Raw genomic sequence first — 19,416 nt, forward strand, 5'->3', positions numbered from 1 at the left:
TCCATGGAAAAGCAACGCGCGGCTTGGCCGCGCGCTGTGAACTTCGCTGTGCCGCCGGGAATCTTAGCGCCGGCGCGACAGGGTCAGCGGCAGACTCTCCAGCGAGTGCGTGGCCACCGTGGGCAGATACTTGATCTGCTCGACCGGAATCGCCAGCTTGAGCTTGTCGATGCGCTTGATCAGCTCGCGTGCCGCGACCTTGATCTCCATGCGTGCCAGCGAGGCGCCCACGCAGCGGTGCACCCCGGTGCCGAAGGCCACGTGCTTGGCGATGTTGCCGCGATTGGGATCGAAGTTGCGCGGGCAGTTGAACTGCGTTTCGTCATCATTGCCCGAGGCGTAGAGCACCAGCAGATGCGCGTGCGCCGGCAGCTTCTGGCCGCCCAGCACGGTTTCGGTGGTGGTCATCTTGGCCAGGCCGCGCACCGGCGGCTCTATGCGCAGCAGCTCTTCGACGAAACGGTTGAGCATGCGCTCGTCATCGGCCGAATCCTTGAGCAGCTGCGCCACTTCCGGCCGCGTGGCCAGCACGTAGAGCAGATTGCCGATGGCGGTGGCGGTGGTGTCATTGCCGGCGATCACCATCGCGCGCACCAGGGACACGGCTTCGGCGAAGCTCAGGGTGCTGCCGTCTTCGAGCTTGGCGTGCACGAGGTCTGAAATCATGTCCTCGCGCGGGCTTTCCTGACGCGACTTCATCTCGCCGATGATGAAGTTCTGCAGCTCGCAGATCAGCCTGGCATTGGCCACCATCTGGTCGCGATCCTGCATGCGGCCGATCTGCGCGGTGACCGCGCCCGACCACTCCTGAATCTTCTTGGCGTTGAACTGCGCGATGCCCAGCTGCTCGCAGATCACGGCGATGGTCAGCGGCACGGCGAAGTCATTGACGCCGTCCACCACCTTGTCGCCGGCGGCCTGGTCGGCGAGCTTTTCGATCAGCTCGACAATCACGCGGGTGATGCCCGGCTCCAGGGTCGCGACGCGATGCGCGGTGAAGGCCTTGTCGAGCAGGCGACGCACGCGGGTGTGCGCCGGCGGGTCGTCCTTGATCACGTCCGGAAAGAAGCCGCCACCCTCGGTTTCGAGAATCTTCTTGAACTCCTCGAAGAAACCGCTGGCGTACTGCGCGGCATAGCCGTGCTTGTCGGAGTAGATGATGGGATCGCGCAGCACGGTGACGATGTCGTCATAGCGCGACACCAGCCACATGCCCAGCTTCTCGTCGTAATGCACCGGGTCTTCCTGGCGCATGCTGTGGAAGAAGGCATTGGGATGCGCCAGGATGGCGGGATCGGTCAGCGACGCGCCGCCCAGCTTGCCATGTCCTGCCACCGGGCAGCCGCCGGACTGGGTGTTCGCCTCTGAAACCATGTCTCGCCTCTCTTGCGTATGTAGTTTAGTGCGTGGCCTGCGAATTGCCGGTCAGCAGGGTCCAGGAGGACTCGCGCTGCGGCGCGGCTTCCACCACGGCGCCGTTCAGACGATATTGCCGGGGGCTCATGTTGTAAGCGCGTTTGAACATGCGCGAGAAATGCGCCGGGCTCTTGAAGCCGACACGATAGGCGATTTCGCTCACCGAGGTCTCGCCGGACTTGGACGCCGACAGCCACTGCCCGGCGATCTTCAGGCGCTTGTCCCAGACCAGGGTCGAGAACGGCGTGCCATGCAGCTTGAGCAGCAGCGACAGATAGCGCGGCGAGATGCCGCAGCCCTTGGCCACGGTGGCGATGCTGAGCTTGGGATCGGAGAGATGGATCTCGATGTAACGCAGCACGTCCTGCAGGCGCTTGTCGGAGATCGAGCGCCGCACCGGCGCGGCGACGTCGCGATCCTTGATGGCGTCGCTGAGCACCGAGATGGCGCTGTCCATCAGCAGCTGCGCGACATGGTCCTTCAGCTCGCCGGTGTCTTCGAAGATGTCGATGAGCAGGCGCTCGGCGATGGCGAAATCACGGCCCTTCGCGGGCACCATGAAGCCGGTGCGCACGTCCTGCGCCACGAAGCGGCGGAACACATGCGCCGGCACGATCACGTGCAGCACTTCGTGGACCGAATCCTCATCCGGCTGGCATTCGATGGAGAACGGCGTCATCGACTTGGTGATGGCGAAATCACCGGCCTTGGCCACCGTGTAGCCGCACTGATGCGAGATGCACAGGCGGCCGCGCTTGACGAACCAGAGCACGGTGACGTCGGTGGCGTCTTCGCGGATGTGCGACCAGGAGCGCCGGAAGAACAGGCGGCTCTTGGAACGCAGGCGGATGATGGAGCAGGAGCCGACGCTGCGGCGTTCGGCGCGCACATCGATCACGGAGCCGGCTTCGATCGAGTAATCACCCAGGTAATACTCCTGGTTGTGCTCACCGCGAAACGAGTTCTGGCAATCCTGATAATTGCGCTTGTCGAATACAAAAAGGGTTTCCGTCACCGTTCTACCTCCAACGTTGAGGCCTTGTTCGATCCCCTTCAGCTTGCAGCTGGTGCATAGGCCGCTGAAACGGCGAATCACCGGTTGAAGCAAGGGCAATTCTCAAGCTCTTTTTTTGCAGCTTAGCCATGCCCTTTGGGGGCGTCCCCGCAATTTGCGCGGCGGCATATACATTTCGTGCATGCGCACTGCGCTTTTGGCCCAGGCGTTCACCCGGCGGAAAGCTGCGCCTGCCTTCGCGCCGAATGCCGCATTGCAGCAAGAGTTTTTAACGGGTGATGCCTGCTTCCGACAGGGCCTGCTGGCGCGACTCCGGCAGCCCCAGCAGCGTGCCCAGCACATAGGCATTGTGCTCACCCAGGCGAGGTGCGCCGTCGCAGATGCGCGCCCCATCCGTCATCTTCCAGGCAGCGCCCAGCGCGGTGCGGCTATGGCCCTCGCCGTCCTGCACCTCCAGGAAGAAGCCACGCTCCCAGAACTGCGGATCGGCAATCATGTCCACCGAGGCATGGCTCTTGGCCGCCGCCACGCCGCGCGCCTGCAGGGCCGCGGCCAGTTCGGCAGCGCTCTGCTGCGCGGTCCACTGCGCCAGCGCCGCGTCCAGCTCATCCTCGCGCGCCTTGCGCCCGGCCAGGGTCGCCAGCTGCGCATCGGCCGCCAGCGCCGGCTGCGCCATGGCGCCGGCCAGCGCCTGCCAGGCCTGATCGGAGGACGCGGCAATGGCGATCCACTCGCCGTCCTGACAGGGATAGACGCCATGCGGGGCCATGTCCGGCACCCGGTTGCCTTCGGCGCGCTGCAGCTGACCACCCAGCGTATACGCCATCAGCGCGTCGCCGATCATGCTGCTCATGCATTCCACGGCGGAGACATCCACATACTGGCCGCTGCCGCCGCGACGGCGGTGCAACAGCGCCACCAGCGCGGCATAAGCCGCCGCCGCGCCAAAGGTGGAATCGGCATAGCGCACGTTCATGCCCTCGGGCGCGGCGTCGCTCTCGCCCACCAGCATGCTCACGCCGCCCAGGGCCGCGAAGCAGGGCGCGTAGCCGGTCTGATACGCCAGCGGGCCCTCGTTGCCGTACATGCCCATCGACACATAGACGATGCCGGGATTGACCGCGCGCACCGCCTCGTAGCCCAGGCCCAGACGCTTGACCGCGCCGGGCCGCAGGTTCTCGACCACGATGTCGGACTTGGCCAGCAGATCCAGAATCAGCTGCACGCCTTGCGGCGTCTTCATGTCGATCTGCACGCTGAGCTTCTGCGGATTCACCGCCATGAAGCCCGGCGCCTTGTTCATGTCGGAGACGCCGTAGACGCGCGTCACGTCCAGCGACTCCAGGCTCTCCACGCGGATCACTTCCGCGCCGAGAAAAGCCAGCAGCTTGCCCACGTAAGGGCCGGCCCAGACCTTGGTCAGCTCCACCACCCGCAGGCCCTGCAGCGGGCCGCCGCGATTCTTCTCAGCCATGGCTGGTGCTCCCCTTGCTCAACAGGCGCTCCTCGGTGTGCTGGCCCAGCAGCGGTGCGGCGCGGCGGATGCCGGCCGGTGTTTCGCTCAGGCGATACGGCACGGTGGGATACAGGGCCTTGCCCAGCACCGGATGCTCGACTTCGCGGAAGAAGCCACGGAACTGGTACTGCGGCGAGCGCAGCAGATCGGCGGCGTCATTCACCGGCACCAGGATCAGGCCCAGGGCCTGCGCCTCGGCCGCCACCACGTCCTTGTCCCGGGTCTTGAGCCAGGCCGCGATCTGCGCGCGACACTGCGCCACACGCGGCGGCGTGCACTCGCGCTCCAGCCAGCGCTCGGGAAACTCGTTCATCCAGTCCGGATTGCCGAGCAGCTTGCGCAGCGCATCCCAGTGCGCCGGCGCCGACATCCAGATGTAGGCGTAACCGTCACGGCAGGCGAAGATGCCGGCCGGTCCGAACAGATCGAAGGCATTGCGCGAGGTGCCGACATCCATGTCGCCGGCCACCATCTGGCCCAGCACATAGTCCACGCGCGAGGCCAGCACGTCCTGCTTGGCAATGTCGATGAAGCGCCCGCGCCGCGAGTCTTCGCGCTCATACAGCGCCGCGGCGATGCACAGCGCCGCCTCCAGACCCGCTTCATAGCTGGGCAGGAAACGGCCGGCGCCCTTGAGCGGACGCCGCTGCGCACTGGCGCCGCTGGGCGTGTGGAAGCCCCAGCCGCTGCTGTGAAACACCGTGAGGTCTTCGGCGTGACGGCGCTCGTCCGGAGGATTCTGTCCGTAGGGCGTGATCGAGCACACCACCAGCTGCGGATGGCTCTCGCGCAGGCGCTGCGGGTCCAGGCCGATGCCGGCCAGATAGCCCGGCGCGTGATCGTCGATCAGCACGTCCACCTGCCGCAGCAGCTGCGCCAGGCGATCCTGGCCCTGCGCCGTGGACAGATCCAGCACCACCGAATACTTGTTGGTGTTGAGGTAAGCGAACAGGCCGCTGCATTCCAGCGGCGCGGCGCCGTCCCTGGCCAGCAGCGGACCGAGGCTGCGCGTGGGGCTGCCGGTGCCGGGACGCTCGATCTTGATCAGGTCGGCGCCGAAGTCCGCGAGCAGCTTGCCGGCATACTCGCCGCTCACACTCTCCGCCAGCTCCAGAACCTTGTAGGTTTTCAATGCGGACACCTTGATCGCACTCCCGAAATCTGCATCAGCACAGGGGAACCCCGGCCGGCGCGAGACTGCCGGACGCGGGCCGCGGTCTGTCGCCGCGCTTTTGTTGTCTTTTACGCCCGGCTCAACTCGTAATCGCCGGCGTCGTCCACGCGCGCATTCCAGCCCGGATAGACGACGATGGTGGTGAAGGTTTCCTCGATGATCGCCGGCCCCGGCACTTGGTGACCGGGCTTGAGATCCTTGCCGGCATAGACCTTCGTGCTCTGATAGCCCTCGCCGAGATTGGCGCGACGCTGCCGGCTCGGCTGGGCGGTCTGCCGCGCCGACTCGAAGCCCGCGCCCACCACCGGCGTCGGCGTCTCCACGTAGCTCGCCAGACGCACGCCGATGATTTCCGGCAGCTCGCCTTCGCGCACATGGCCGAACTCTTCCATGTGCTTGGCGTTGAAGGCCGCCAGCGCCTTGTCGCCGAGGCCGGCATTGACGAAGCCGTAATCCGGCACGCCCTTGCCGGTGTGCATGGCAAAGCTCAGCGCCCAGTTCTGGCCGCGATAACGCATATTGACCTGGTACTTCGCCAGCACCTGCTCGCGCGGGAAGCCCGCTTCCGCGAAATACTTCGTGGCGCGCTCATCCAGCTCCTGCCACAGCGCCTTGAGCCTGTTCAGATCCGGATTGCCGACCGGGCAGATGTAGGAGCGCTCCTCGTCGATGCTGGGCCGGGCCACCAGGGTGCCCAGCGCCGAGAAGGTCGGCGAGGCCTTGGGCACCAGCACCTTGCCGATGCCCAGGGCATCGGCGTGCACCGCGGCGAAGGCCGGACCGTTGCCGCCGTAGGCGAGCATCACCAGGTCCTTGGAATCCACGCCCTTGCCGGCGGTGGTGCGGCGCACCGCCTGGATCATGTTGGCATTGACCACGCGCCAGCAGTCGAAAGCGGCGTCTTCGGCGCCATAGCCCATCTGCGCGCCCAGCGCGGCGAAGGCTTCCACCACGCCCTTGCGGCTCAGCGAGAAGCTGCCGCCGGCGAATTCCGCTTCGTCGGAAAGGATGCCCAGCATCAGCAGGGCATCGGTCACGGTCGGCTGCGTGCCGCCGCGGCCGTAGCAGATCGGGCCCGGCTCGGAACCGGCCGAAGCCGGACCCACGTGCAGCTCGCCGTTTTTCACATGACAGATCGAACCGCCGCCGGCGCCCAGCGTTTCCACCTGCACCATCGGCACGCCGACCAGATTGCGGTGATGGATGTTCCAGCCCGCCACCGCCGGCGCCGCGCCCTTGATGACCATGGACATGTCATAGGAGGTGCCGCCCATGTCCACGCACAGCAGGTTCGGATAGCCCTTGGCGGCGCCGACATGCGCCGAGCCGATCACGCCACCGGCCGGGCCGGAAGCGAGCACGCGGATCGGCGAACCCTCGATGTACTCCTTGGTCATCACGCCGCCGCTGGCCTGCATCACCATCAGCTGATTGCGATAGCCGGCCTCCTTGAGACGGTTGACCAGATTTTCCAGATACGAGGTCACGCGCGGACCGACATAGGCGTTGACCACCGTGGTGCTGCTGCGGTCGAACTCCGGCGAGCGCGGCAGCACCTGATGCGAGAGCGACAGATGCACGCCGGGCATTTCCTCGGCGACGATCTGCGCCACGCGCTTTTCATGCGCGGGATTGACGAACGAGAAGATCAGCGAGATCGCCACCGACTCCACGTTCTGCTTCTTCAGCCGCCGGCAGGCCTCGCGCACCGCGTTCTCGTCCAGCGGCTTGTGCACGCTGCCATCGAACAGGATGCGCTCGGGCACCGTCAGGCGACGGCGGCGCGGGGCGATCTGCTTGGGCGGCGTCAGGCGCACGTCCCAGATGCTTTCCTTGTAACCGCGTCGGTACTCGACCTCGTCGCGGAAACCTTCCGTGGTGATCAGGCCGGTGACGGCGCCGTTCATCTCGATCAGGGTGTTGTCGGCGATGGTGGTGCCATGCACGATGGCATCGCACTGCTTGAGAAAGGCGCCCAGGCCCAGGCCCTCTTTCTCGGCCAGCTTCTGCAGGCCGTGCATCACGCCCAGTGAACGGTCCTGCGGCGTGCTGAGGTTCTTGTGGAGAATGACCTGCGCGCCCTTGAGCAGCGCGAAGTCGGTGAAGGTGCCGCCGATATCAATGCCTACACGATAGCCCATGGCCTTTGTTCCTCAAGCGCTGCGCGCCGCTTTCATCTGGGCGCGCAGCTTCTCGGTCGCGGCCAGGTCCACCTTCAGGTCGTAGTCTTGCAGCGAACCCGTGAGCACCACGCCGTACTTCTCGCGCGCCGCCTGCAGGCTCACGTACTCGTCGAGCACGTCTTCCTTCACCGCTTCCGGATCGCGCAGGTAGGCGGGACCAAAGCCCGCGCCGCCGCCGTGCTGATAAGCGATCACCGCCTTGGCCGGCAGCTGCGCCTTCACCGCCAGATCGATCTTGTACTCATTGGGCGTGCCCACTTCGAAGTGATTGCTGTACGGGCTGGCGTCATCGCCGCCGCACATGCCGCGCATGGGATGTCGCGCCGACACCATCCAGGCCATGGCGAAGGTGGGCACCAGCACCTGCTTCACGTTGAGACTGCCGGGCATGCCGCGCCACTGACCGGCGCCGCCGCCGTCGAGACTCATCTCGCGGCTGATGTTGATGATCGGGTAGCGACTCTCGGCATCCTCGGCTTCCGAGAGCAGCAGATTGCCCAGCGAGGACGGACAGGAACCCCAGCCATCGATGCCCTTGACCGCCGAGGAGTCCATGGAGCGCGCGTCCACGCCCTGGTCCATCCACATCATGCCGTTCTCGTCGAAGCCGATCACCGCATTGGGCATGCCGATCTTGTAGACCTGCGGCTGCGCGCGCTCCGGCACCACATTCGACAGCGCCACGCACACCGCTTCGGTGATTTCGCAGGCCGGATGGAAAGAGCCCAGCGCCGCCGGCTTGTTGGGCGGCGGATGCGCGATGCAGCCTTCGGGAATGATGATGTCGACGGCGTTGAACAGGCCTTCGTTCTTGGCGATGTCGGGATCGATCATCGCCACCAGCTGCGTCATCACATAGCCACGGCTGTTGCCGAAGGTGTTCCACACGCCCACCAGATCCTGGCGGTCGTCGGTGCCGGTGAGATCGACGGTGAGCTGATCGCCCGCCACGCGGCAGGCCACATGCACCTTGATGTCCTTGGTGCCCAGGGTGTCGTGGTCGATGAAGACATCGGCCTCGTAGTTGCCGTCCGGCCAGCGCGAAACCTCCTCGCGGAACTGCTTTTCGCTCTGGTCGATGGTGTGGTTGATGGCGGCCTTGACCAGATCCGTGCCGTACTTGCGGATCAGCTCCTGCATCAGGCGCACGGAATGCTGCACGCCGCCGATCATCGCCGCCAGATCGCCGGCAAACGTGGCGAAGCGGTTATTGCGTTCCACCAGCTTGATCACGTCACGGCGCTTTTCGCCGCGATGCACGAGCTTCAGACAGGGAATCGCCAGACCTTCGGTGAAGATATCGGTGGCTTCCAGGGTGAAACCGCCGGGGTCCTTGCCGCCGGTGTCGCCCTGGTGCGCCTGCAGGGCCTGCACCAGCACCAGCTCGCCCTTGTCGTCGTAGACCGGCGCATAGACGTTGTAATCCGGCAGATGGCCGCCGCCGTGATCGGGATCGTTGCCCAGGAACACGTCGCCAGGACCCCAGTCGTAGTCCTGGGTGAACATCAGACCGTAACGCACGGTGAGCTGGGTGACGAAGGTCAGATGCGGCGTGCCGATCGAGCCCACCGCCAGACGACCGTGCGCGTCGATGATCGCGGCATTGCGCTCATTGGACTGGTTGATGATCGGCGAGGACGCCGAGCGGCCCAGATGGCTGGCGGCCTCGAAGCAGATCGTTTCCAGCGCGCCGCGGATGATGCTGGCGGTGACCGGGTCGATGGGCGCCGGCGTCGACAGCGGATCACGCTTGGCGGCGAGCTTGCGGTTCAATTCATAAGACATGGCGGCATTCCTGTGATGCGAGGGGCCGGGCCGCTTCTTGGGCGGCTGATGAGAGCTGGCATGTTCGAGCAAGCGCTGCGCGGAATCTCGATAAATCCTGCAATTCCTTCGACAGCACCCACGCCGCCGGCGGCGTGGCTGCCGCCGTGCGCGCACGGGCTCAGGGCTTGCGGCGGTTGCCGCGGCTCAGCCGCCACTCGGGCGGATATTCCATGTCGAGATCCTTGACGACATTGTTCAGGCCCTTGCCGAACACATCGCCGCCGATCTGCACGTCGGCGGCGCGGTCGTTCTTCATCATCGGCAGCATGCCTTCGACGAAGCCGGTGAGCATGCTGCCCATGTATTCGCCGCGATACTGCTTGTAGATTTCGAGAAAGGTTTTCTGCACTGCAACAACGTCGGTGGGACGCGAGCGCGAGCAGGCCAGCGCGTACTTGCGGGTTTCCGCGTCCAGCTGGTCCAGCGGCACGATGCTGTTGACGAAGTTGGTCTTGTCCATCTCCTGCGCGGTGAAGGGCCGGCCGGTGAACAGCATTTCCGAGAACTTGCGCAGGCCGATGGTCTCCACCCAGGTCCACAGGCGCGGCCCCCAGCCGGCGTAGCGGAAGGAGGGATGACCGAACAGGGCCTCATCCGAACTCACCAGCAGATCGGCGTCGGCGGCCTGATAGAAGTGCCAGCCGTAGCAATAGCCCTTGACCTCGACGATGCTGATTTTCTTGAACTCCTGCAGGGGCCTGCAGCCGGCACGGGCCTTGGAGTAGTAATCGGTCAGACCGTGCAGAAAGCGGAAGCTGCCCTTGGGCGGGTAGCGCACGTTCTCCGGCTCGTCCAGATCGAACTCATGCAGGAAGTTGGCGTCCGGATTGTCCTCGGAGAACATCTCGGCCTGCTCGGGCAGATCGCCACCCGTGCCGAAATGCGCGCCGGCACCACGGATCACCAGCACCTTCACGTCGTCGTCGATATTGGCCTGGTGGATCAGCTCGGCATAAACCAGACGCATGCCGGCGGTCACCGCATTGAAGGCGTCGGGCCGGTCGAAGGTCAGGTAGGCAATGCGGTTTTCCTTATCCTTTTCATAGCGCAGGTATTGCCTGGCTTCCCGCTTCAGCTCGTTGGTGTCGACCACGGCTTTCTCCTCGTTCGATGTGGCCCTGAATGGCAGGCTGACTAGATGACATGCGGGCGCCACTGGCGTCCTGACATTTCGTGTGCCAGCATCTACAATCAATGCAAAGTCCGCGTAAAAAGCGGCGTCGATTGCAGATGGAGGAGCAAGCGATGGGCGACCAATACTTTTACAGCCTGGAAGGTCCGCTCGATTCCCTGCCGGTGGAAAGGCAGATGCGCATAGCCAATCTGAATGGATTCGGAGAGCTTGTGCGCAAGAGTTTCGGTGCGGATCCGCGTCTGATTCTGGAGCATCACGGCATCGACCCGCGCACGGTGCGTGATCCGGACGCCTACATCGACTGCAAGGCCCTGGTCGATGTCCTGGAATACTGCAGCAGCGCGTTCAACGATTCGCTGTTCGGCCTGCGTCTGGCCCAGCTGCAGGAGCCCGACGTCTACGGCTGTGTCACCGCCCTGTGCCGCGCCTCTTCCAGCGTGCGCGAGGCTTTGCAGAACTTCGTCACCTATATCCCGGTGGTGCATTCGCCGGTGGCGGTGCTGGAACTGGTGGAAGGCAAGGAAGTGGCCGAGCTGCGCTGGCATCCGCGTACCGACGTGGGCACCAACAGCCAGGCCAATTACCAGGGCACGCTGCTCAATCTCAAGCTGCTGCGTCAGGTTGCCGGCCGCGACTTCCGTCTCAATTACGTCAACCTCGCCAACGACGCACGGCAGAAGGACATACACGAGATTGAAAACCGCCTCGGCGGTCAGCTGCACGCGCGCGCCACCTGCAATGCCATCGCCTTTCCGGCCAGCCTGCTGGACCAGCCGGTCGCCAGCGCCAACCGCCTGCTGTTCCGCCTGCTCGGCGGGTATCTGGAACGCGTGAAGAGCACTTCGCGTACCACCATCGTCGAGCGTGTCGAGGACTATGTGCGTGGCTCGCTGTCCTCGGGCAACTGCACGATCGAGCGCTGTGCCAAGAAGCTCGGCACCTCGGTACGCACCCTGCAGGCCAATCTCTCCGAGCACGCGCTGCGCTTCTCCGACATCGTCGAAAGACAGCGCATCGATCTGGCGCGCGGCTACCTGGAGAAAAACCAGATGACGCTGGACGAGGTGGCGCTGATGCTCGGCTATTCCGAGCAGTCCAGCTTCGGCCGCGCCTTCAAGCGCTGGACCGGCCACACCCCGCAGCGCTTCCGGCGCAATCTCGACATCTAGCGCGGCAACGCAGATAGCTCAGCCACGACCTTCTGCCTGCCGCTGCGAAGAACCCGGTTCTTGAACACGCTTGCGGGTGGCGGGCACCGCCCGGCGCCAGACGCCGGCTGATGCGAACGGGTGCTGCGACAGCCCATCGCAGCGGCATTCAATCAGTACAAAAACCATGCGCAGCGTATGCTGCCTGCGGCTCGCGGCTGCGCATCCTTCAGGCTTTGGTCTGTCGAGGATGCGCGAAGTGTCTGCGTCCGCAATTCGAGCACGGCCACGCCGGACGCCGGACCCGGGCACAGAAGCGAGTCATTAAGATTTCGCCTGCGTCTAAAAACACATGGACCTGATGACGAGCCTGAAGCGTGAAGCCTGCCTGATCGGCGGCGAGTGGGTCAGCGGCGAGCGCTGGATCGACGTGGACGATCCGGCCAGCGGCGCCGTGATCGGCCGCGTGCCGAAATTGGGTGCCGCCGAGACCGGGCGCGCGATTGCCGCCGCGCAGCAGGCCATGGGCCCCTGGTCCGCGCAGACCGGCAAGGCGCGCGCGCAGGTGCTGCGCCGCTACTACGAGCTGATCATGGCGCATCAGGAGGCGCTGGCCGCAATCCTGACCCAGGAGCAGGGCAAGCCGCTGGCCGAGGCGCGCGGCGAGATTGCCTACGCCGCCGGCTTCATCGAATGGTTTGGCGAGGAAGCCAAGCGCGTCTACGGCGATGTGATTCCCTCGCACGCGCCCGACAAGCGCATCGTGGTGCTCAAGCAGCCCATCGGCGTGGTCGCCGCGATCACGCCCTGGAATTTCCCTGCGGCGATGATCACCCGCAAGATCGGCCCGGCCCTGGCCGCCGGCTGCGGTGTGGTGGTCAAGCCTGCCACGCAGACCCCGTTCACGGCGCTGGCGCTGGGCGTGCTGGCACAGGAAGCCGGCCTGCCTGCCGGTCTGCTCAATATCGTCACCGGCAGCTCCACCGAAATCGGCGCGGCGCTGACCGCCAGCCCGGTGGTGCGCAAGCTGTCCTTCACCGGCTCCACGGAAGTGGGCGCCAAGCTCTACGAGCAGAGCGCGCCCACCATCAAGAAGCTGAGCCTGGAACTGGGCGGCAACGCACCCTTCATCGTCTTCGACGATGCCGATCTGGACGCCGCCGTGATCGGCGCCATCCAGTCCAAGTTCCGCAACGCCGGCCAGACCTGCGTCTGCGCCAACCGCCTGTACGCACAGGCCGGCATCTACGAGACCTTCGTCGCCAAGCTCAGCGCGGCGGTGGCGGCGCTGAAGATCGGCGCCGGCAATGCACCGGGCACCGAGATCGGTCCGCTGATCGATGAAAAAGCCGTGGCCAAGGTGCGCGAACACATCGCCGATGCCACCGCCAAGGGCGCGAAGATCGTGTACGGCGGCGGCGCGCCGGCGCAGGGTGGCCGCTTCTTCACGCCCACGGTGCTCTCCGGCGTGACCCAGGACATGCTGGTGGCGCGCGAGGAGACCTTCGGGCCGCTGGCGCCGGTGTTCCGCTTCGACACCGAGGACGAAGTCATCGCCATGGCCAATGCCACGGACTTTGGCCTGGCCTCCTATTTCTACGCCCGCGACATCGGCCGCATCTGGCGCGTGGGCGAGCGCATCGAAGCCGGCATGGTCGGGGTCAACACCGGCCTGATCTCCACGGAAGTGGCGCCGTTCGGCGGCGTGAAGGCCTCCGGCCTGGGCCGCGAAGGCTCCCGCTACGGCATCGAGGATTACCTGGAGATCAAGTATCTCTGCCTGGGGCTTTGATCGCGGACGCCCGCGCACGAGCTGCGGGCCCCAGTCCCGCGCCAGCAGAGCCATCGACAACATCGCGCGGGCGCCTTGCGGCAGCACCGCGTCATCGCAACAGGAGGACATGCAGTAATGGCGACACAGAACGAAAAGCCGGTGGTACTGATCACCGGCGCAAGCGCAGGCATCGGCGATGCCATCGCGCGCCGCTTTGCCAGGGAGGGCTGGCGCATCGTCGCCGTCGCGCGCCGCAGGGAGCGCCTGGAACGGCTCGCCCAGGATCTGGCCGGCGTGAGCGAGGTGGAGATCGTCAGCGCCGACGTCTCGGCCCGAGGCGCCGGTGATGCCGCGGTTGCCGCCGCGCTCAAGCGCTTCGGGCGTCTCGACTGCCTGGTCAACAACGCCGGTTCCTTCAAGTTCGGCGCCGTGGATCAGGTGGACGACGACATGCTCGACGAAGCCATCGAGCTGAGCCTGAAGGCACCGTTCCGTTTCTGCCGCGCCGCCGTGCGCGTGATGCAGCCGGGTTCTTCGATCATCAACATGGGTTCGGTCTGGGGCATCCTCGCCGGCATGGGCGGTGGCAGCTACTGCGCGGTGAAGGCCGGCCTGATCGGCCTCACGCAATCCATCGCCGCCGACTACGGCGCGCGCGGCATCCGCGCCAATCTGATTGCGCCGGGCGTGGTGAAGACCGAGATGACCGACGCCTTCTGGGACAGCGACGGTTTCAAGCGCACCAATCACGAGCTGACGCCCTTCAACCGCGAGTGCACGGTGGCCGACGTGGCCAATGCCGTGTACTTCCTGGCTTCCGAGCAGGGCAGCTACATCAACGGCCAGACCCTGGCCCTGGATGGCGGCTGGTCGAAGACCAAGTACCTGGCGGTGGAAGCCATCACCGCACAGCGCGTGCAGGCTTGAAAACCGCGGCCGGCCCTGGCGCCGGCCACGGCCCTCATTGAACGGATCGATACGCGATGGATTTCGCCTGGACGCCCGAGCAGCAGCGCTTCCGCGCCGAGCTGCGCGCCTTTCTGGCCGAGCACCTGCCGCCCAACTGGGAAGAACTGGCCGACGGCCCCGCCTCGGAGCTGCAGAGCCAGTTCGCCAACGGCTTCTGCGGCAAGCTCGCCGCGGCCGGTCTGCTGGTGCCGCACTGGCCGGCGCGCTGGGGCGGCCGCGATGCCGATCCCTGGACCGCCTTCATCCTCGCCGAGGAAATGTGGATGGCGGGCGAGCCGCGCGGCGGCCAGTACATGAACGTGAACTGGATCGGCCCGACGCTGATGCGCTTCGGCAGCCCGGAACAGCAGCAGCGCTACATCCCGCCGATGGCGCAGGGCCACACCATCTGGTGTCAGGGTTTCTCTGAACCGGAAGCCGGTTCGGACCTCGCGTCCCTGCGCACGCGCGCCGAGCCCGATGGTGATCATTACCGCATCAGCGGCCAGAAGATCTGGACCTCGTATGCCGGTTATGCCGACACCTGCTTCCTGCTCGCGCGCACCTCGCCGGGCAAGAACGGCATCTCGATCTTCCTGGTGCCGATGGACACGCCCGGCATCACCGTGCGGCAGATTCCCAGCGTGATCGGCGAAGGCGACATCCACGAGGTGTTCTTCGACGCGGTGTGCGTGCCGGCCACCGCCATGCTCGGCGGCGAAGGCCAGGCCTGGGACATCGTGCGCGCGGCGCTGTCGCTGGAGCGCGTCGGCATTCCACGCTTCGCGCTGGCCTCGCGCGCCCTGCAGCGCGCGGTCAAGCGTCTGCAGCAGCTGGGCCGTTTCGGCAATGGCGCCATCGAACAGGCCGCGCGCGCGCAGGCCGCCTGCGAAGCCGCGCGTCTGTACAGCTACGCGATCATCGATCAGCGCGCACACGGCATCATCGCCGGCCCCGAGGCCAGCGCCGCGCGCTATGCCACGGTCAATGCCGAACGCGCGGTGGGCGAATTCGTGGTCGAGCACCTGCCCGAGGCCCTGGCCGGCGGTGATGCCCTGCTGCAGGCGCATCACCAGCGCGCCATCGTCGCCGGCATCGCCTCCGGCGCGGCGGAGATCCAGCTCAACCTGATTGCCACCGAACTGCTCAAGCTGCCCCGGGAGCCGCGCTGATGGACTTCACGCTCACCGCCGACCAGTCCGCGCTCTGCGATGCCATCGACAGGCTGGCACAGCGTTTCGATGCCAAGCCCATCGACTTCCACGGCTTTGCACTGGCCAGTGCCGAGCTGGATCGCGAGCTGGAGGAAGGCTCGTACTTCGACATCGCGCAGATTCCCGAACTCGGCCCGCTGAGCGCGGCGATGGCGGTGGAGCGTCTGGCGCGCTGCGCGCATGCCAGCGAAACCGCGCTGTCGATGCTGGTGCGTCCGCAGCTGCCCGGCGAATTCGCGCGCGCCCTGGCGCTGGTCGAAAACGGCCGCCCCGGCCGCTTCGTGGCGCAGGCCCGGACCCTGATTCTGATCGACGGCGAAGAGCTCGCGATTGCCGAGCCGGCGCCGGAACAGCTGGAAGCCGTGCACTCGATCTATGCCTATCCCATGGGCCGCGTGAAGGGCGAGCTCAAGCGCAACCGGCTGTCGGCGGCAGACGCCGCCAGCATCCGCAGCTGGCTGCGCGTGGCGCTGGCCGCCGAGGCCAGCGGCCTGATTCAGGCCGCCATCGACTCCACGGTCGAACACATCTCCGTGCGCAAGCAGTTCGGCCGTCCGCTCGGCAGCTTCCAGGCCCTGCGCCATCGCATGGCCGAGTGCCAGGTGCTGGCCGGCGGCCTGCGCTGGCTGATGCTGAAAGCCGCCTGGAGCGGCGATGCCGGCGACGCCGCCCTGGCCGCCTCGCATGCGCAGGACAGCGGCACGCGCATCGTCTACGACCTGCACCAGATGCTGGGCGCCATGGGCATGACCCTGGAGCATCCCCTGCACCTCTGGACTTATCGCCTCAAGGCGCTGTTCTCGGAACTCGGCGGTCGCGGCGGCCAGGCCAGCGCCGTGGCGCAGCACTGTTTCGCAGCCGCCTGATCGTCAAACCTCTCGCCGGAAATCCCGCTCATGCTCCTTGTCCGTCTTGCCGCGCCGCTGCTGCTGATGCTGTCTTGCTCCGCCGCCGCCGAGGACGGCTGGCGCCTTGAGAAGGACGCCGATGGCATCCAGGTGCAGTCACGCACGGTCGAGGGCTGGGCGATCCGCGAAACCCGCAGCAGCGCCCAGATCAGCGCGCGTCTGGGCGCTCTGGTCGCGGTGCTCAGCGATTTTCGCGCGGCCAGCCAGCTCAATCCCTTCGTGAAGGAAACCCGGCTGCTGAGCAGCCGCGACGCCACGCACTACGATTTCTACACGCTGATCGATCTGCCCTGGCCGATGTCGGATCGCGACATCGTCAATCGTCACCGCCTGGAGCAGGACGCGCGCAGCCTGACGGTGACCATCGTCGATGAAGCCCTCACCGGTCAGATGCCAGAGCAGAAGGATCTGACCCGCATCACCCGATCCCATCAGCAGTGGACGCTGAGCCCGGTCGGCGAAGGCAAGGTGATGGTGGAACTGCGCCTGCTGTCCGATCCGGCCGGCTCGCTGCCGGCCTCGTTTCTCAACGCCAGCCTGGTGAGCACGCCGATGAAGAGCATCGCCAAGCTGCGCGAGCTGGCGCAGCAGGCGCCCTATCGCGACGCCAGGCCGGCATTTATCCGCGAAGCCCCTTAGCTAGCCAGGCCGCTGGTCCTGCGCAATGGCCGCCTGAATCAGGCTCACGCTCCAGCGCAACGCCTGCTTGGCCTGCTCGGCATCGAGGCGCCAGACGGTGGCCAGACGCTCGCAGCTCGGCGGATTCCACAGCATGTCCAGCAAGGCCGCGGCCGTGGTGCGCTGCGCCGCACTCCAGCCCGGCGTGGCCTTGCTCACCGCCGCCAGCAAGGCATCACAGCGATGCTGGTCGATGGCCGCCTGCGTCGGATCGGTGATCGGCGCCGGCGTGGCCGCGAATGACAGCAGATAACCGTACACCGAGCTGGCGACGTCGGCGAAATTGTCCAGCGCCAGCGCATCCAGGCTGATTCCCGACTCCTGCACCAGACGCTGCACGATGGCATCGCGCAGCAGTTTTTCGGTAGCGAAGTAGCGATGCACAGTGCGCTCGCTGACCCCCGCCCGCTCGCCCACCGCCTTGAAAGTCAACTCGCGCCAGTCCCAGCTGGCCAGCTGATGGGCGATCTCGGCGCCGGCGCCGACGATGCGCTCACGCGTCTGCACTGCCTGCTCGCGCCGCAGCGGACTGTTGTATTGGCGGCGCTGCGCGCCGGCGATCCTGGCGGTCTTGCCCCTGGGGTTGTTCTTTTTCATCACTCGGGCTTGTGGCGGCGGTCCTTATGCCGCAATGCAAACAAACACTTGCATTCTACACAAGCCGCCCCTGCCCGCCCGCTGCGCCTTTACAGAGGCGGAGCGCTTAATGGAAAATCAACATCACTGTTGTCTATCAAACGAATTCCGGGGGAGACCCGATGAGCTTCGCCAGCTTCACACCCAGCGCGCTGTTATCGGTATACCGCAAGGCTTTGCTGATTCATGTGGTGGACGAGCGGGTACGGACGCTGCTGCGCAGTGGGCGGATGGCGGCGGTGTACTACTCGCCGCGCGGGCAGGAGATTCTGGCGGCGGCGATGGGGGTGCACCTGGCGCCGACGGATTACCTGGTGTGCACGTATCGCGGCATCCATAACCAGCTGGCCAAGGGGCTGCCGCTGAAGCAGCTGATGGCGGAGTACTACGGCAAGGCCACGGGCACCTGCAAGGGCAAGGGCGGGCCGATGCACATCACGCATCCGGAGACGGGCGTGATGGTGACCACGGGCGTGGTGGGTTCGGGCCTGCCGATCGCCAACGGCCTGGGCTGGGCCTCGCAGCTGCGGGAGGACGGCCGGGTGACGGTGTGCAGCTTCGGCGACGGCGCCTCCAACATCGGCGCCTTCCACGAGGCCCTGAACATGGCGGCGCTGTGGAAGCTGCCGGTGATCTTCCTGTGCGAAAACAATCTGTACGGCGAATGCACGAGCTATGAGAAAGCCACGGCCAGCGCCACGATTGCGGATCGTGCGATTGCCTACGGGTCCGGGATGCGCGGCGTGACCGTCAACGGCAACGACGCCGAGGCGATGTGGCGTGCGGCCGGCGAAGCCGTGGCACGCGCCCGCGCCGGCGAAGGCCCGACCCTGCTCGAAGCGCGCACCTTCCGCTTCATGGGCCACTACTTCGGTGACCCGGGCGCCTACATCCCCAAGGACGAATACGCCGCTGCCCTGGCCAAGGACCCGATGCCCGCCACGCGCGAGCGCGTGCTCCAGAGCGGCGCGGCGACGCAAAGCGAGCTGGACGCGCTGACGGCCGAATACAACGCCCTGGTGGACGAAGCCCTGCAGTTCGCAGCCGACAGCCCGTTCCCGGACGTCTCGGAAATCGACAAGGACATCTACGGAGCCGCGGCATGAGCGCGACCGACAACAAGAGCAATCTGATCACCTTCACCGAAGCCTATTCGCGGGCCCTGCACGATGCGATGGAGATGGACGCCAGCGTGATCATGCTGGGTGAAGACATCGCCGACGAAGAAGGCGGCGGCGTGTTCAAGGTCACCAAGGGCCTGTCGACCAAGTTCGGCAAGGGCCGCGTGCGCACCACGCCGATCTCCGAACAGGCCATCGTCGGCGCCGCCGTCGGCGCCGCCCTGGTCGGCATGCGCCCGGTGGCGGAAATCATGCTGATGAACTTCATCACCGTGCCGATGGACCAGATCGTCAACCACGCCGCCAAGCTGCGCTTCATGTCCGGCGGCCAGACCCATGTGCCGCTCACCATCCGCACCCGCACCGGCGCCGGCCAGGGCACGGCCGGCCAGCACTCCGACATGCTCGAAGCCTGGTTTGCCCACGTCGCCGGCATGAAAGTGGTGATCCCCTCCAGCCCCGCCGATGCCTACGGCCTGATGCTGGGCTGCATCTTCGATGACGATCCCTGCCTGTTCATCGAAGACGCCGTCACCCGCACCCAGACCGGCCCGGCGCCGGAGAAGGGCGTGAAAATCCCGCTGGGCAAGGCCCATGTGGTCAAGCCCGGCAAGGATGTCTCGGTGATCGGCTACGGCCGCGCCCTGCGCGACAGCCTCACGATTGCCGAGAAGCTGGAAGGTGAAGGCATCTCGGTGGAGATCGTCGATCTGCGCACCGTCT

Annotated in this window: 16 protein-coding genes; 8 read left to right on the plus strand and 8 right to left on the minus strand. The window is 66.0% G+C overall.

The annotated features are described in order from the left end of the window. Positions 1-63: 63 nt before the first annotated feature. From BMY12_RS09465 to BMY12_RS09495, 7 genes are all read right to left on the minus strand, one after another. Entirely contained in the window at positions 64-1,374 is a 1,311-nt protein-coding gene (locus tag BMY12_RS09465) for a cytochrome P450 (RefSeq protein ID WP_093285047.1), read from the minus strand. Positions 1,375-1,399: 25 nt separating this feature from the next. Beyond that, entirely contained in the window at positions 1,400-2,431 is a 1,032-nt protein-coding gene (locus tag BMY12_RS09470; RefSeq protein WP_093285049.1) for a helix-turn-helix domain-containing protein, read from the minus strand. 268 nt (positions 2,432-2,699) lie between these two features. Continuing rightward, positions 2,700-3,905, minus strand: a complete 1,206-nt coding sequence (locus BMY12_RS20495; RefSeq protein WP_093285052.1) for a CaiB/BaiF CoA transferase family protein — start codon at positions 3,903-3,905, stop codon at positions 2,700-2,702. After that, entirely contained in the window at positions 3,898-5,088 is a 1,191-nt protein-coding gene (locus tag BMY12_RS20500) for a CaiB/BaiF CoA transferase family protein (protein ID WP_093285054.1), read from the minus strand. Before BMY12_RS20500 ends, BMY12_RS20495 begins: the two co-directional genes overlap by 8 nt. A gap of 101 nt (positions 5,089-5,189) precedes the next feature. Next, positions 5,190-7,262 carry a hydantoinase/oxoprolinase family protein gene (locus tag BMY12_RS09485; protein WP_093285057.1) on the minus strand — a complete coding sequence of 691 codons (2,073 nt, stop codon included), beginning with the start codon at positions 7,260-7,262 and terminating at the stop codon, positions 5,190-5,192. 12 nt (positions 7,263-7,274) lie between these two features. Continuing rightward, on the minus strand, positions 7,275-9,089 hold the full coding sequence (locus BMY12_RS09490; RefSeq protein ID WP_093285059.1) for a hydantoinase B/oxoprolinase family protein: 1,815 nt from the start codon (positions 9,087-9,089) through the stop codon (positions 7,275-7,277). A 160-nt stretch (positions 9,090-9,249) separates the two neighbouring features. Continuing rightward, positions 9,250-10,224 carry an enoyl-CoA hydratase/isomerase family protein gene (locus tag BMY12_RS09495; protein WP_093285062.1) on the minus strand — a complete coding sequence of 325 codons (975 nt, stop codon included), beginning with the start codon at positions 10,222-10,224 and terminating at the stop codon, positions 9,250-9,252. A 251-nt stretch (positions 10,225-10,475) separates the two neighbouring features. Here BMY12_RS09495 and BMY12_RS09500 point away from each other — a divergent pair, with 251 nt between their 5' ends. The 6 genes from BMY12_RS09500 to BMY12_RS09525 all read left to right on the plus strand — a co-directional run bounded on the left by BMY12_RS09500 (position 10,476) and on the right by BMY12_RS09525 (position 16,897). Then, on the plus strand, positions 10,476-11,435 hold the full coding sequence (locus BMY12_RS09500; RefSeq protein ID WP_218140143.1) for an AraC family transcriptional regulator: 960 nt from the start codon (positions 10,476-10,478) through the stop codon (positions 11,433-11,435). 340 nt (positions 11,436-11,775) lie between these two features. Then, positions 11,776-13,206: an NAD-dependent succinate-semialdehyde dehydrogenase gene (locus BMY12_RS09505; RefSeq protein WP_143068907.1), complete on the plus strand. Its 1,431-nt coding sequence runs from the start codon at positions 11,776-11,778 to the stop codon at positions 13,204-13,206. A 117-nt stretch (positions 13,207-13,323) separates the two neighbouring features. Continuing rightward, positions 13,324-14,115: an SDR family NAD(P)-dependent oxidoreductase gene (locus tag BMY12_RS09510; protein WP_093285067.1), complete on the plus strand. Its 792-nt coding sequence runs from the start codon at positions 13,324-13,326 to the stop codon at positions 14,113-14,115. Between the two features lie 56 nt (positions 14,116-14,171). Next, positions 14,172-15,308, plus strand: coding sequence for an acyl-CoA dehydrogenase family protein (locus BMY12_RS09515; protein ID WP_093285070.1), 1,137 nt, complete (start codon positions 14,172-14,174; stop codon positions 15,306-15,308). Further along, a complete protein-coding gene (locus BMY12_RS09520) occupies positions 15,308-16,216 on the plus strand; it encodes an acyl-CoA dehydrogenase family protein (protein WP_093285073.1) in 909 nt (302 codons plus the stop codon). The genes BMY12_RS09515 and BMY12_RS09520 overlap by 1 nt, the downstream gene beginning before the upstream one ends. Before the next feature lie 30 nt (positions 16,217-16,246). Beyond that, positions 16,247-16,897, plus strand: a complete 651-nt coding sequence (locus BMY12_RS09525) for an SRPBCC family protein (RefSeq protein WP_093285075.1) — start codon at positions 16,247-16,249, stop codon at positions 16,895-16,897. Here BMY12_RS09525 and BMY12_RS09530 read toward each other — a convergent pair whose 3' ends face one another. Continuing rightward, a complete protein-coding gene (locus BMY12_RS09530) occupies positions 16,898-17,533 on the minus strand; it encodes a TetR/AcrR family transcriptional regulator (protein ID WP_093285078.1) in 636 nt (211 codons plus the stop codon). It abuts the gene before it with no gap. A gap of 161 nt (positions 17,534-17,694) precedes the next feature. Here BMY12_RS09530 and BMY12_RS09535 point away from each other — a divergent pair, with 161 nt between their 5' ends. After that, a complete protein-coding gene (locus tag BMY12_RS09535) occupies positions 17,695-18,678 on the plus strand; it encodes a thiamine pyrophosphate-dependent dehydrogenase E1 component subunit alpha (protein WP_093285081.1) in 984 nt (327 codons plus the stop codon). Continuing rightward, positions 18,675-19,416, plus strand: a 742-nt coding sequence (locus tag BMY12_RS09540; protein WP_093285085.1) for an alpha-ketoacid dehydrogenase subunit beta, incomplete at its 3' end; no start/stop codon positions are given. The genes BMY12_RS09535 and BMY12_RS09540, both read left to right, overlap by 4 nt.

Origin of the sequence: Solimonas aquatica, from assembly GCF_900111015.1 — a bacterium.
In the GTDB taxonomy this organism is placed as follows: domain Bacteria; phylum Pseudomonadota; class Gammaproteobacteria; order Nevskiales; family Nevskiaceae; genus Solimonas; species Solimonas aquatica.